Source organism: Pseudomonas sp. B8(2017) (assembly GCF_002113575.1).
GTDB lineage: Bacteria > Pseudomonadota > Gammaproteobacteria > Pseudomonadales > Pseudomonadaceae > Aquipseudomonas > Aquipseudomonas putida_Z.
This window is the reverse complement of the sequence record NZ_NEIO01000002.1, coordinates 283,182-296,275: the sequence shown is the minus strand read 5'-3', so window position 1 is coordinate 296,275 and position 13,094 is coordinate 283,182. Positions and strand designations below refer to the sequence as shown.

At 61.4% G+C, this 13,094-nt stretch carries 10 protein-coding genes; 7 read left to right on the top strand and 3 right to left on the bottom strand.

All coding sequences use genetic code 11. The features are described from left to right. Window position 1: 1 nt before the first annotated feature. Window positions 2-1,621: a GMC family oxidoreductase gene (locus CAG22_RS04735; RefSeq protein WP_025339137.1), complete on the bottom strand. Its 1,620-nt coding sequence runs from the start codon at window positions 1,619-1,621 to the stop codon at window positions 2-4. A 307-nt stretch (window positions 1,622-1,928) separates the two neighbouring features. Between CAG22_RS04735 and CAG22_RS04730 the strand changes: the two genes are divergently transcribed. Continuing rightward, window positions 1,929-2,795, top strand: a complete 867-nt coding sequence (locus CAG22_RS04730) for an alpha/beta hydrolase (protein ID WP_085704709.1) — start codon at window positions 1,929-1,931, stop codon at window positions 2,793-2,795. A 129-nt stretch (window positions 2,796-2,924) separates the two neighbouring features. On the opposite strand, the gene CAG22_RS04725 is transcribed toward CAG22_RS04730, so the two are convergent. Beyond that, on the bottom strand, window positions 2,925-4,202 hold the full coding sequence (locus CAG22_RS04725; RefSeq protein ID WP_085704923.1) for an OprD family outer membrane porin: 1,278 nt from the start codon (window positions 4,200-4,202) through the stop codon (window positions 2,925-2,927). Window positions 4,203-4,646: 444 nt separating this feature from the next. Between CAG22_RS04725 and CAG22_RS04720 the strand changes: the two genes are divergently transcribed. Beyond that, window positions 4,647-5,570 carry a LysR family transcriptional regulator gene (locus CAG22_RS04720; RefSeq protein ID WP_025339134.1) on the top strand — a complete coding sequence of 308 codons (924 nt, stop codon included), beginning with the start codon at window positions 4,647-4,649 and terminating at the stop codon, window positions 5,568-5,570. 47 nt (window positions 5,571-5,617) lie between these two features. On the opposite strand, the gene CAG22_RS04715 is transcribed toward CAG22_RS04720, so the two are convergent. Further along, window positions 5,618-6,892, bottom strand: a complete 1,275-nt coding sequence (locus CAG22_RS04715; protein ID WP_085589714.1) for an acetyl-CoA hydrolase/transferase family protein — start codon at window positions 6,890-6,892, stop codon at window positions 5,618-5,620. A 372-nt stretch (window positions 6,893-7,264) separates the two neighbouring features. Here CAG22_RS04715 and CAG22_RS04710 point away from each other — a divergent pair, with 372 nt between their 5' ends. The 5 genes from CAG22_RS04710 to CAG22_RS04690 are packed head-to-tail and all read left to right on the top strand — an operon-like array spanning window position 7,265 to window position 12,992. Then, on the top strand, window positions 7,265-8,467 hold the full coding sequence (locus tag CAG22_RS04710) for an MFS transporter (RefSeq protein ID WP_025339131.1): 1,203 nt from the start codon (window positions 7,265-7,267) through the stop codon (window positions 8,465-8,467). Next, entirely contained in the window at window positions 8,464-10,440 is a 1,977-nt protein-coding gene (locus tag CAG22_RS04705; RefSeq protein WP_170929270.1) for an FUSC family protein, read from the top strand. Before CAG22_RS04710 ends, CAG22_RS04705 begins: the two co-directional genes overlap by 4 nt. Continuing rightward, window positions 10,430-10,639: a DUF1656 domain-containing protein gene (locus CAG22_RS04700; protein ID WP_085704705.1), complete on the top strand. Its 210-nt coding sequence runs from the start codon at window positions 10,430-10,432 to the stop codon at window positions 10,637-10,639. Before CAG22_RS04705 ends, CAG22_RS04700 begins: the two co-directional genes overlap by 11 nt. Then, window positions 10,636-11,511: an HlyD family secretion protein gene (locus CAG22_RS04695; RefSeq protein WP_085704703.1), complete on the top strand. Its 876-nt coding sequence runs from the start codon at window positions 10,636-10,638 to the stop codon at window positions 11,509-11,511. Before CAG22_RS04700 ends, CAG22_RS04695 begins: the two co-directional genes overlap by 4 nt. Continuing rightward, on the top strand, window positions 11,508-12,992 hold the full coding sequence (locus CAG22_RS04690; protein WP_085704701.1) for an efflux transporter outer membrane subunit: 1,485 nt from the start codon (window positions 11,508-11,510) through the stop codon (window positions 12,990-12,992). The genes CAG22_RS04695 and CAG22_RS04690 overlap by 4 nt, the downstream gene beginning before the upstream one ends. The last annotated feature ends 102 nt before the right edge of the window (window positions 12,993-13,094 follow it).

The window sequence follows — 13,094 nt, the reverse complement described above, 5'->3', positions numbered from 1 at the left end:
GTCAGGCTGCCAAAGTACGGGCGGTGAGCGCGTCGGCGCGGATCATGTCCGCACCCTTTTCGCCGATCATGATGCAGGGGGCATTGGTGTTTCCCGTGGGAATGACCGGCATGATCGAGGCATCGATAACCCGTAGCCGACGAAGGCCGTGCACCCGTAGCTGGGCGTCGACCACGGCATCGCTGTCGTTGCCCATCTTGCAGGTGCCTACCGGGTGCCAGCCTGTGCCGCCGAAGCGCTTGAGGTAGTCGAACAATTCATCGTCGCTCGTACACTGCGGGCCGGGCTTGATTTCCTCGACAACCCGTTGTGCAAGCGGCGGCGTCTGCAGGATCTGGCGCAGCTGGCGCAGCCCGGCGATGTGCCGACGTATGTCGCTTTCATCGCTGAAGTAGTTGGGGTGAAGGAGGGGAGCGTCCAGCGGGTCGGCGCTCGCCAGCTCCAGATAGCCGCGCGAGCGAGGCGATAGCAGCAGCACCGAGGCGGACAGGCCTGGATAGCTGTCGGCGGCGACCTCGCCCGATGCGGTGGCCGAAAAACTCATAGGGTTTAGGGAAAGCTGCAGGTCGACCCGTTCGCCCGGCTCGCTTCTGGCGTACGCCGTCACGGGGGCGGCGCCCAGGGCAAGGTAGCCACTGTGTGTGAGCACGTAGCGCGCGCCCTCCAGGTACTTGCGCAGGCCGCTCAGACGGTGATTGACCGAACTGCCAGGCGTGCAGCGCCAGGCAAGCGAGGCATACCAGTGGTCCTGGAGATTACGCCCCACTCCCGGCAGGTGCCGTCGCACAGCGATGCCGTGGTGCTGTAACTGCGCCGCGTCACCGATCCCCGAGAGCATGAGCAATTGGGGGGAGGCGAGGGCGCCGGCGCACAGGATCACCTCGCGCGTAGCCCCGATGGCGCGACGTTGAGTGTTAAGCACGACTTCAACACCCGAGGCCTCGTCGCCGTCGAACAGCACCTGGGTGACCTGCGCGTTGGTCAGGGTTTCGAGGTTGGGGCGATGGAGCACGGGTTCGAGAAAAGCTTTATATGCCGAGTGGCGTTGACCTTTTCTGATCGTGTACTGGCGAACCCCGACGGCAGGGTATGGCGGGGCGTTCAGGTCGTTGGAGCGTTCGATGCCGCTATTGACGCAGGCGGTAATGAAGTCGTGCGCCGCTGGGTGAATCTCGACCGGGTCTGTCACGCACAATGGGCCTTGGTCGCCATGAAAGGCGTTGGCGCCGCGTACGTTGTTTTCCGAGCGCTTGAAGTAGGGCAGCACATCGTCCCAGCCCCAGCCCTGATTGCCCAGTTGCGCCCAATGATCGTAGTCCTCGGGCTGGCCGCGCATGTAGATCATGCCGTTGATGGCGCTGCTGCCACCTAGGCCTTTGCCCCGATCCCATTGCACCTGGCGCCCGTCGAGGGTGGGCACGGGTGCGGTCTTGAAGCGCCAGTTGAAACGCTCGCTGCCAAAGAGCTTGGCCATGCCCGCAGGTGTATTGACCCAGAAGTCGTCCATGCTGCCACCCGCTTCTATCAATAGAACGCGGGCGTGCGGGTCCTCGCTGAGACGGCTCGCCACCACGCAACCCGAGGAGCCGGCACCGACGACGATATAGTCATAGTTTTCCATCGCACGCCTCTGTCTGCGGGGCGGTCAGATGGACATGCAATTTCGCGAACGGAATCATGTCCCCTCCGTGGTTTTTGTTGTGCTTATTGAATCTGCACCCTATCAAACCTGGTTCAGGCGTCGTAAGCGGCTGGGCTTGACGAATCCTGAAGTGGCGCTTCGAAAATCATGACTTGGAGGTGCCTGGTGGAGTCCTGAAGATGACGTTCATCGCGATACTGAAGACCGCGACGGGCGTGGGCGCCGCGTAAGGTCGCTTGTTGTCGGCAGTACCGTCCACCTGGCGCCTTGTCTTGGTACTTCCTACATGAATCCACGAACCTCGCTTCCCGGTACGCCCCTCCCAATGCACACCTGGACCGGCGCTCATGGCAATCGTCTGTGCGGCGATAGCTGGGGCGACCCTTTGGCACGGCCTGTGGTGCTATTGCACGGGGGCGGGCAGACCAGGCATTCGTGGCGGCACACTGCCCGCAGCTTGGCACGAGCGGGTTTTCATGCGGTGGCCTACGACGCTCGCGGCCATGGCGACTCGAATTGGGTGGCAGATGGTGATTATGGCGAGGTGGCCATGGCTCAGGATCTTGCCTGCGTGATCCGCACTCTTGCCGGGCGTCCCGTGTTGATCGGCGCCTCGATGGGCGGCATGACCAGCCTGCAGGCTGTAGGCGGTGGTGTGGTGGATGCGGCAGCATTGATATTGGCCGATGTCGCTCATCTTTCGTCCGGAGGTGGTGTTGGGCGGGTGCGTGATTTCATGACGCGCCATGCCGAGGGTTTCGTCTCGCTCGAGGAGGCAGCCGACGCTATCGCGCAATACCGGGGGGACGTGCGGCGTCAGGGCAGCACAGCCGGGCTGGGCAAGAACTTGCGCCGCGCCGCCGATGGCCGCCTCTATTGGCACTGGGATCCGCGTTTTCTCGATGCCCGGGGCGACTTGGCCGAGCGGGCTGCACGGCTTGGCCAATGCGCGCGTCGCCTCGATGTGCCGACGCTGGTGGTGCGTGGCGAGCATTCCGATGTGCTGACGCGTGAGGCGGTCAGCGAATTTCTGGCGCTGTGCCCTCAAGCCCGGAATATCGAAGTGGCTGGCGCGGGGCATATGCTGACGGGTGACGACAACGATGCCTTTGGCCAAGTAGCGATCGATTTCATCCGCCAGATCGAGCGCTGAGCTGATTGGCTTGACGGGCTTTTGTCGCGAAAGGGCTGCGCAGCAGCCCTGGTAGTGGTTATGCCGACTTCAAGACCTGAGGGCCGCTGTGCAGCCCTTCCGCGATATAAGGCCGCTGCCCGGGGGGATTTAGAACAACGACAAGGTGTAGGTTACCAGCAATCGATTCTGGTCCTGGTTCGGCACCGCCTCGCTGTGCAGCAGAGCATTGAGCCAGACGAATCCCAGGCCTTTGAGCGGGCCGCTCTGGATGATGTAGCCCAGTGACAAGTCACGTTCCCACTCCCGCTGGTTACTGCCGCTGGCCGTCTTGATGGAGTCGGAATCCAGGTACATGATCGACGCGTTCAGGCCAGGCACACCGGCAGCGGCAAAATCATAGGCGTACTGCACGTATCGTGTGGCCTGACCTGCGCGGGTGAAGTTGGAGGCGAGTCGGTCGGTGTAGAGGTAGGTGCTGGAGCCAGCTGCCTCGACGCCATTGCTCAGGCTGGCCTGGTTCGGTTGGACGAAGGCACTGTTGTCTGAGACCTTCTGGTAGCCGGCCAGTAAGCTGTGTCCGTTGACGGTATAGGTGAAGGTAGCGCTCCAGGTATCGTTGTCGATTTCGCCATCGCCGCCTTGGGTGAAGCCCGCCACCTGATAGCCCGCATCACCCGAGGCGTTAGCTCCTTGCGCCCGACTGCGGAAATACCGGAGATCGGTCTTGAGCTTCTGCGTTTCGCCAATGGGTAGCGTATGCACCGCCCCCAGGAAATCCTGGCGGTAATAGTCCTTCAGCGAGGCATGGTAATACTGCAGCAGAAGGTTGCTCCCCAGCGTGTAGTCGGCCCCCGCGAAAGTGAAACTGTCGCTCTGCTCACGTCCGCCGCCAACGGCCAGCCCGGTACGATCGCTCGAGCCGCGCCCCGTTACCTTGTTCAACTTGCCAGCGACCAGGGTTAGCCCATCGAATTCGTTCGAGGTGACCATCGCGCCCTGAAAGAGCTGTTGCAGCAAGCGACCGTCGTTGGCGACCAGGATGGGCAGCTTGGGGTACAGCGAACCGGCCAGCAACTCCGTCTTGGATGCCCTGGCCTTGAAGGTCAGGCCAAGCCTGCTCCATTCGTCCGCCGGGTGATCGCCGTCCGAAGGAATCATGGAACTGCCCTGGTGGCGCCCTCTACCGCTGTCGAGCGTCACACCCAGCAGACCGAGGGCATTGACGCCCACACCAATCGGGCCATCTGTATAGCCGGACTGGTAGTCGAGCTTGAAGCCTTGTGCCAATTCAGCGGTCTTGGATGGGCCACTGGTGTTATCGCGAAAATCATTATTGTAATAGAGCGTTCGAAAGCCCAGGTTCAGCCTGCTGTCAGCCACGAAGTCGGCACGGGCGGTCATCGGGACGATTGGGCTCAACGCCATGATCAGGACGAGCGGATACAACTTTGATTCGGCCACACTACAACCCTCTTCTTATTTTTTTAGGTGAACGCGTACCCGCGTCGGCAATGACTTTGCCGACGACGATCAGCGGGCTTCTCGAATAACGGACATGGCGCTCTTGGCCAGGCGCATGCACGCCGGGGCCGGTCCGTGGAGTAACTATTGAAGGGCTGGGATGGTCGCTCAAGTGACCATTCCTGAAGCGCTGATTCAGCCTGGCTGAAGCGGTCTGAAAGCCGCGTGGTCAGGGGCTTGGCGAAGGAAGGGGCGGGTTTGCATGGAGCAGTAATAGGCAAGCGATATAACGAGCGAAGGGGTATAGTCAGTCGTAGCGTGAAGCAGTGCAGGAGGACGGCTGGACGACAGGTTCCAGCCGTCGCCGATCAATAAAGACAAGACGACACAGACACCTTCAGAGCGCCTATGACTTTCAACAAGATGCACCTCATCCGCCAGGTAGATCTGTTTACCTTGAAGCTGTTCCTGTCTGCTGTCGAAGAGCAGCAGATCGGGCTTGCGGCGATTCGCGAGAACATCGCGGCCTCGACCGCGACCAAACGCATCCAAGACCTTGAGGAGATCGCTGGCGTAAAGCTTCTGGAGCGCAACCCCAAGGGCGTGCAGCCAAGCCCGGCCGGGGCGGTGCTGGTACGCTACCTGCGCTCGATCTTCGGCCAGTTGGACGACATGCGAGCGGAGATTTCCTCCTTCACCGAAGGGGTTCGTGGCGAGGTCCATGTCGCTTCGGCTCGTTCGATCATTGCGCCATTCCTGGCGCGTGAGCTAGGCAACTATGCCCACGACTATCCCCTGATCGAGCTGCAGCTGAGTGAGGTGGAAAATGCGGAGATCGTGCGTACGGTGGCGCACGGTGAGGCTGATGTGGGCGTCTTTGCAATGGCCCACGAAATCGACCTGAGTGGTGTCGACGTCACCCCTTATCGCAAGGACCGGATGGTAGCCATCGTGCCTCGGGAGCACCCGCTCGCGGGCCGGCAGAGTGTGACCTTCGAAGATCTGGCGCCGGAAAACATCGTCGCGGTGAAAGCCATGATGCCGGCGTTCCGGGTAGCGGCAAAACGGTTGGGCCAGGAGTTCCAGCCCCGTTTCAATGTGCGCAGCACCGGGGTTGCGATCAGCCTGGTGCAGGCGGGGTTTGGCGTGACGGTACAGCCAGAGTGTCATGTCAGCCGGGACATGCTCGATACCATCGCGGTGCTCGACCTCGCTGAGCCCTGGGCCAAGCGCATCATCTCGATTGCGACGCCTCACGGGCGTTTGCCGAGCCCAGCCGCTCGTACGCTGTTGGAGTACCTGGCAGGTACTTCAGGGGCTGTAGAAGGTTGACCTGTCTGGCCGTGGACATTGCTGTCCACGGTCAGTCCTCGTGATTGCTAGCTTAGATTTCCAGCATGTACTTGGCGTTCGAGTGCTTCGCGGTGTTCCGGCGCCGCCACTGCGATGAGCCTGGCTGCCCGCTGGGCGAGTGAGAGTCCACGCAGGTCGGCGACGCCATGCTCGGTGATGATGACGCAGCCATCGCTACGAGGCACCGTGACAGGCCCCGACAGCGCAGTGACGATTCGGCTCTGGCTACCTGCCGTGGAGGGTAGGGCGATGATCGGCACGCCGCCGCGGCTTGACTGGGCTGCGCGAATAAAATCGACGATGCCGCCAACCCCGCCCAGGTACCGACCTCCAGCCACTTCCGAGTTCACCTGGCCGCTGAGGTCGACCTCGATGGCCGAATTGATCGCCACAAACCGGTCGATCTTCCCCAGCACCTGTGGGTTGTGCGTGTAGTCCGTGCCGCGCAGCTCCAACGCACGGTTCAAATGGGCGTAGCGGCGCACCAACTCGCCGCCGATCAGTACACCACCAATGGACACATCGACATCGATGCTCTTGCAACCATTGGTGATAATGCCCGCCATCGCCAACCCAGCGATGCCGTCGCCAATCGCGCCGGAATGCACGCCAAGCTCTCGCCGGTCGTGCAATTGCGCCAGCACAGCATCGGGAATATTGCCTATACCGGTCTGCAAGGTCGCACCGTCTTCGACGAAGCTCGCGACGTGGCGACCGATCGCGACCTCGATGGGGCCAGGGGAGGAGGCTGAGGGGGTGAGTGACTGGACTGCGCAGGGGACCAACAAGTCAAAGTCGTCTTCCTGCAGGTAGGGACCGCCATATGTCCAGGGGATGGACGGGTTGACCTCTGCCAGAACCACTCGCGCCGATTTGAGTGCCGGAACCAGATACTCCCGTGCCATGCCCAGGCTGTAACGGCCCAGCGCATCGGGGGGCGGTACCTGAAGCATCAGGACATCGATCCGCAGTGCCTTCTGTTCGATCAGGCGTGGGAATTGAGAATAGTGGGCGGGGAGAATATCCAACAGACCCGCTTGGGCCAGCTTGCGGTTGGAGCCTGTAGCGCAGTAGGCCAGAAAGTCGATGGCGTCGGCATGCCCAGGTTCGAGCAGGCTGTTCTGCCCGATACCGAGGAATACGCGTACGCGGCCTATCGCGTGGCGCTGATTCACCAACGCCTGGATCAAGGTCAGGGGCTCCGCGTTGGCTTGTCCCCACATGATGGTATCGCCGGACCGGATCAATGAAGTCAGGTCGGGTGCCTGGGCGTCGAGCGGTGCAAGGTGTGGTGTATTCATAGGGGCGTCGGAATGTCTGGACCTGTCGTCAGCCTGATGTTTGGTCTTGCTGGGGCGTGGAACAAATGAATATTTCGCAAGCGCAGCTTCACCGCCGCCGAATTGAACATCGTATCGGCGCAAGAAGGATGGCCTTGGCAGTAGTTCGATCTTATCGAACTGGCGCTTTGAAATTCACGTATTGAATAAAGTGATGGCTACCTCCAGCATCGAGCTCGCCTCCCTCTCCATAAATTGCCTTGCGCACTGGGCTTTCCAGACCAAGGTGGTTTTCACATCGATGTTCAACGGTATGCCCATGCAGTTCCCCAACCCCCCTATTAATGCAGCAGTGCGCAGATCTTTGCATGACCACGCGGGAGGGGGGTGTTGATGCGCACGATAGACAACGAGCAGTCACCTCTGTTTGAACAGGCCAAGTCGTCCAGGCTTGCAGGGACGTTCCTGGTTTCTGGTTTCATCATGGCGGCGTTGGGGTCGTCCCGCCTGCTCATTCCGCTGATCGCCTTATCATTGGGGGCCAGTAGCCTCTTGATCGGAGTGGCTGCAGCACTGTTCACCGCGTCGCCGATGTTGCTGAGTGTGCCGTTCGGGCGGTGGATGGATCGTACTGGAACCCTGCCGGCTGTCATGCTTTCGGCCACGATGATTGTCCTGGCCGCCTTGCTGTATGGCGTCATGCCAAGCCAATACAGCTTGTTGGCCGTTGCCGGGTTGATCGGGACTGCCGGTGTATTCACGCACATGGCTGCGACACGCGCAGTCGGGCTTGGGGTCGAACATGCCGAGCGTGCGAAGTCTCTGGGTTATCTGGTACTCAGCTATTCGCTGTTCAATTTCTTCGGCCCCGTGCTCACGACGCACGCCTTTGAGCATTACGACGCTACCCTGGCCATTGGCGTGCTAGGGCTGTTTGCGGTCCTTTCGATCGTTGGTATCCGTAAGCTGCCTCATTTCTACACGCGCGAAAGGCAAGGTGCCGCCAATGCCAGCGCCCCTCGCAAATCCTACGACCTGCTGGGGATCGGTGACCTGCGCCTGTGGATCGTCATCAGCAGTGTCTTCACCGCGAACCAGACGCTGTTTCCCTTCATCCTTTCTATGCATGCCGCGCAAATCGGTCTCCCCGCTTCGCAGGCTGGCTGGATGCTGGGCGCATTTGCCTTTGGCACCTTGACTTCGAGGTTCTTCACACCGCTGCTGATCAAACGCGTCAGCCCAAATATGATATTGATCCTGGCGTTGATCGCAGCAGCAGGGGTCTATGCCGTCATACCGTTAGCGCATCACACGACTTCCCTGATCACGCTAAGTGGAGTCTTGGGGTTACCCTTGGGCGTTGGCGCACCTGTGTCACTGGCTCTGATCTACGACGTGGCGCCGGCGAGTAGGGTGAACGAAGCGCTTGGGATCTCGATGTCCGTCAACAACCTCCTGCAGACCGTTTTCCCCATGATCATCGGTGTGGCGGCAACTGGCCTTGGCGTGGCTTCCATGGTGTGGGTATGGGCCTTGATCATCATGGCGAGTGCTGTCTGGATCATGGTCGGCTCCATCAGGGATGGCGAATCATGATGCTTCGCTTGCCGAGCCGAGAGGATCTGTGGTTTTCCCTGCGTACGTTCATTGCCTCGATGCTGGCGTTGTACATTGCGCTCGATCTGTCATTGGCCAATCCGATCTGGGCCATGGGTACCGTCTACATCGTCTCGCAACCGCTGCTCGGCGCGATGCGCTCGAAGACGCTCTATCGTATCGGCGGGACCTTGACCGGGGCGGCTGGAGCCCTACTGCTGGTCCCGCCTCTGAGCGCCGAACCGGTGTTGTTGATCTTCGCTGTAGCGCTATGGTCGGGGATGTTCCTGTTCTTTTCGATGCTCGATCGCAGCCCTCGCACGTATCTGTTTCGCCTACCGGCCTATACCTTGCCGCTGATCGTCTTTCCCTCCGTGCATGCACCCCAGTTGGTGTTCGACATCGCGCTGGCCAGGACCGAGGAAATCCTGGTTGGTATCTTTTGCGCCAACCTGGTTGCTGGTGTTGCCCTGGTGCAGCGAGCCAGTCCGGTGATCCGCAAGCGTCTTGCGCAGTGGTTCGACCACGTGGCCATGTGGGCACAAGAACTGATGACAGGGCAGGTGGGCTCGGGCAGCCGACATCAGTTGGTCGTGGAGCTGTCGACGCTGGAGCAATTGACTACCCATCTGGCTTTCGATACCCCTCACCGGCACGCTGTACCGCTGATGTTGCAGCTGCGCGCGCGAATGCGTCGCCTACTGCCACTGCTGTCATCGCTGGCGGCGATGCGCCAGGCGCTGCAGCGAGAGGGCGGCCTCGATCCGCTATTGCAGGTGCAGTTCAGCCAAGTGGCTGCGCAATTGACTGGCGCCGCAACCGCAGAGGCTGTCGTCGAGCTTTCCGATGACCCTCCAGGGCAGAGTTGGCCTGGGATCCTGGCGTGGGTAACGCGCCGACGCTTGGCCCACTTCCATGCACTCAACGATGACTGTCAGCAGTTGCGTGACCGTCTGGCCGATGTGAGCCTGGAAGGCAGACCCTTGCTGTATCCCCATGACCGCTTGGCTGGGAGCGCTCATCACCTGGACCATGGTTTGGTGCTGTTCTATGCCAGTTCGGTCGCCCTGGGCATTGTCCTCTGTGGCCTGCTCTGGCTGATCTCTGGCTGGACGGCAGGGGCCAATGCCATGGTGCTGGGTATCGTGGCTTGTGCACTGTTCTGCGCACTGGACGAACCTGCACCGAGAATGTTGCGTTTTCTCGCGGTGAACTTGGCCAGCAGTGTGCTGGGTGGTCTGCTGTTGTTCGTGGTGTTGCCTCAGGTGGAGACGTTCGAGGCTCTGGTGGCGTGCTTCCTGCTGCCGTGCCTGGCATTCGGGGTACTGATCCTGCGTCCGCAGTTCAGCACCGAAGCGATGCTGATGATTGTCTTTACTGGCAGCACGCTCGGCCTGCACGGCGCATATCAGGCTGATTTCGCTGGGTTCCTGGAGGGGTGCCTGGCCAGTATCGGGGGGGCCCTGGTGGCCTTGTTGTGGACGATGCTGATTCGGCCTTTCGGTCGTGAAATAACCTTGGCACGGCTGCGCCAGTCCACCTTCAGGGCGCTGGCCCAACTGGCACTGCGTGGTGGCTACGACTACCCACGCCTCACCGCGCGCCTGCATGATCGCCAGGAACTGACCTGGCCCCGTCAACCGGGCATCGACGGCATTGCCGAAGTGCGCCTGGGGCTGGCCTTGTTGCACCTGCGCAGCCAACTGCCCTCGATCGACGTCACTGCTCGCAGGGTCGTCGAGGAACTGCTGGACGGACTTGGACGATTTTTCCTTATCTGCGCCGGGAATGGGGAGCTGAGCCCCTTCGACAGTCGCCTGCTGATGCTCATCGATCGGGCCTTGGGCCAAGTGCTGGCGGGCACCGCCATTACGACTCAAGACGCCAGCAGCGCACTGGTGGAACTGCGCCTCATCTGCTATCCCGATGCACCCGCGCCGGATTTCTCAGGAGCGCTCGTCCATGTTAGGTGAGGTCGATCTGTACGGTATCTATCTGCCCAGCCTGTTGCCAATGCTGGCGATTGCCTATGTCGTGAGTACGTTGTTGCGAGTGGCCTTGGCCCGGTTGGGGCTTTATCGACGACTGTGGCATCCCTTTCTCTTCAACCTGGCCTTGTACGTGATCGTTCTTGGCTTTGCCACTTTCCTGGTATCGGATTGGCCCGTATGACCCGCAAGCTGCGTAAACTGCTTCCCTTCATCCCGTCGTTGCTGCTGGCGGCCATCGCCATCCCGGTGGCGGTCCATTTATGGGACTACTACAGCAACTCACCCTGGACACGCGACGGTCGCGTGCGAGCCGAGGTCGTGCAGGTGGCGCCGGACGTTGCCGGTCTGATCACCCAGGTGGCGGTCGAAGACAACCAATTGGTCAAGCGCGGGCAGTTGCTGTTTAGGATCGATCGCAGCCGTTACGAGGCCCTGGTGAAACAGGCGCAGGCAAACCTGATGCGGGCACGAGCGAACTTGGGCCAGGCTCAACGGCAGGCGCGACGCAACCATGTGGTGTCCGACTTGGTGGCGCGTCAGCAACTGGAAGAGGGCGATACCCGGGTCGAGCGGGCCCAGGCCGCGTTGGCCGCAGCCGAAGCGGTATTGACCCTGGCACAGGTGGACCTGGTCCGCACCGAAGTGCGTAGCCCGGTGGATGGTTATGTCAATGATCAAGTTCCGCGTAGCGGTGACTACATCACCACCGGGCGCCCGGTGCTTTCGATTATCGATGAACACTCGCTGCATGTGGTTGGCTACTTCGAAGAAACCAAGCTGGAGCGTTTACATATCGGCCAGCCAGTGGAAATACGCCTGATGGGCAGCAATGGTTTGCTGCACGGCCACGTACAGAGCGTGGCTGCTGGTATCGATGACCGTGACCGTAGTTCGGGCGAGGCGCTCTTGCCTAATGTGAACCCGGCTTTCAACTGGGTGCGTTTGGCCCAGCGTGTGCCGGTGCGGGTAGCGCTGGATGACGTACCTGGAGATCTGCGCATGGTGGCCGGGCGCACCGCTACCGTGTCTGTGCGACAGGAGCTGGCCCGATGAAGCCTGAGATCCTTGCCATTGTCGTCGCTGTGGCTCTGGGCGGTTGTAGTCTTGTAGGGCCAGATTACAGGGTGCCCGATACTGCTTTGGTACGCACAGAGGCAGCCAACGGGCCATTCCAGGCGCCAGGGACGCGAGATCAAGCGGTGCCGGAGCATTGGCGGCTTTACGATGATCCCGAAGTCGAGCAGCTGGTGCGCGAGGTATTGGCAGCCAATACCGACCTTCGGGTCGTCACTGCCCATTTGCGCAAAGCCCTGGCGGTGGAAGCCTCGGTGGCTGCTGACAGCCATCCACGCGCCAGCGTCGAAGCCGATGCACGTCGTCACCAGGATGCACTCGAGTCCTCACCGCTTGGCGTGCGCCCAGGTGTGGTGAACGACGCGGGTGTGGGTTTGACGATCAGTTACGACCTGGACCTGTTTGGCAAGCTGGCGCGTGCCGAGCAGGCGGCCCGTGCCGACAGCGACAGTGCCTTGGCGGCGCTGGAGCTGGCGCGCACTGCAGTGGTGGCGCAGACCCTGAGTGCCTATGTTCAGGGCTGCTCGGCGACGCATCAGCTGGCCGTGGCACGGCAGCAGTTGGCGCTGCAGGCGCGTAGTGTGGATGTGGTTGAACGCTTGGCGGCGGTGGGCAGTGGTAGCAAGAGCGATGTTGACCGGGCGCGTACCCAGCTGGCCAGCCTGCGTGCAAACCTGCCGCCGTTCGAGGCAGCCCGTGATGGGGCCGCGTACCGCCTTGCTGCGCTGCAGGGCAAGACCTCAGCACAATTCTCCAATCAGCGGCCAACCTGCTCGCGAGAGCCACGTCTGGCCCAGCCTATTCCCGCGGGGGATGGTGCGGCGCTGCTTCGCCGGCGCCCGGATGTTCGCCAGGCCGAGCGCCAGCTGGCTGCCGCTACCGCGCGTATCGGCGTGGCCATGGCAGATTTGTATCCGGACATCCGACTTGGAGCATCGGCGGGGCTGGCCGGGCGATTCGGCGACCTTGCCGAACAGTCGGCATCGCATTTCGCTTTCGGCCCGCTGCTGAGCTGGACGATACCCGACAGTGGCGCTCGTGCCCGCGTCAAGGCCGCTGAAGCTGACAGCGAAGCGGCGCTGGCGAATTTTGACGGTGTGGTGCTGGGTGCATTGCGTGAAACCGAAACAGCGTTGACCAATTACTCGAGGGCGCTGGTTCGCAACGCTGACCTGCAGGATGCGCGCGACCATGCCAAAGGCGCGGCCGTGGACGAAGACCGTCTGTACCGGGCGGGGCAGTCGCCGTACCTGTCCAGTCTCGATGCTAATCGCACGCTGGCGACAGCCGAGGCAGAGCTGGCGGCATCCGATGCACAGGTGGCGCTTGATCAAGTGGATTTGTTCCGAGCCCTGGGTGGTGGATGGCGCGCTGCGGTGTCGGCATATCCCTCGTCCGTTACTGCGTCTTCGCCGACAGCCGCTCGCGCTTCTCTACGAAAAAATTCAACAATACCCTGATTTTGACAGGCATTTGTGAGCGTAAAGAGAGACGGCACTCTGTGGTGCCGTCTCTCTTTACGCTGGTCTGGCTGCCGCGGGCTTGCTGAGTCCGGCACGTGC

What these genes read in the sequence shown, in the direction of transcription:
- CAG22_RS04735 (WP_025339137.1), bottom strand. Translation starts at nt 1,621, where the DNA reads ATGGAAAACTATGACTATATCGTCGTCGGTGCCGGCTCCTCGGGTTGC.
- CAG22_RS04705 (WP_170929270.1), top strand. Translation starts at nt 8,464, where the DNA reads ATGATGCTTCGCTTGCCGAGCCGAGAGGATCTGTGGTTTTCCCTGCGT.
- CAG22_RS04725 (WP_085704923.1), bottom strand. Translation starts at nt 4,202, where the DNA reads ATGGCGTTGAGCCCAATCGTCCCGATGACCGCCCGTGCCGACTTCGTG.
- CAG22_RS04700 (WP_085704705.1), top strand. Translation starts at nt 10,430, where the DNA reads ATGTTAGGTGAGGTCGATCTGTACGGTATCTATCTGCCCAGCCTGTTG.
- CAG22_RS04710 (WP_025339131.1), top strand. Translation starts at nt 7,265, where the DNA reads ATGCGCACGATAGACAACGAGCAGTCACCTCTGTTTGAACAGGCCAAG.
- CAG22_RS04690 (WP_085704701.1), top strand. Translation starts at nt 11,508, where the DNA reads ATGAAGCCTGAGATCCTTGCCATTGTCGTCGCTGTGGCTCTGGGCGGT.
- CAG22_RS04695 (WP_085704703.1), top strand. Translation starts at nt 10,636, where the DNA reads ATGACCCGCAAGCTGCGTAAACTGCTTCCCTTCATCCCGTCGTTGCTG.
- CAG22_RS04730 (WP_085704709.1), top strand. Translation starts at nt 1,929, where the DNA reads ATGAATCCACGAACCTCGCTTCCCGGTACGCCCCTCCCAATGCACACC.
- CAG22_RS04715 (WP_085589714.1), bottom strand. Translation starts at nt 6,892, where the DNA reads ATGAATACACCACACCTTGCACCGCTCGACGCCCAGGCACCCGACCTG.
- CAG22_RS04720 (WP_025339134.1), top strand. Translation starts at nt 4,647, where the DNA reads ATGACTTTCAACAAGATGCACCTCATCCGCCAGGTAGATCTGTTTACC.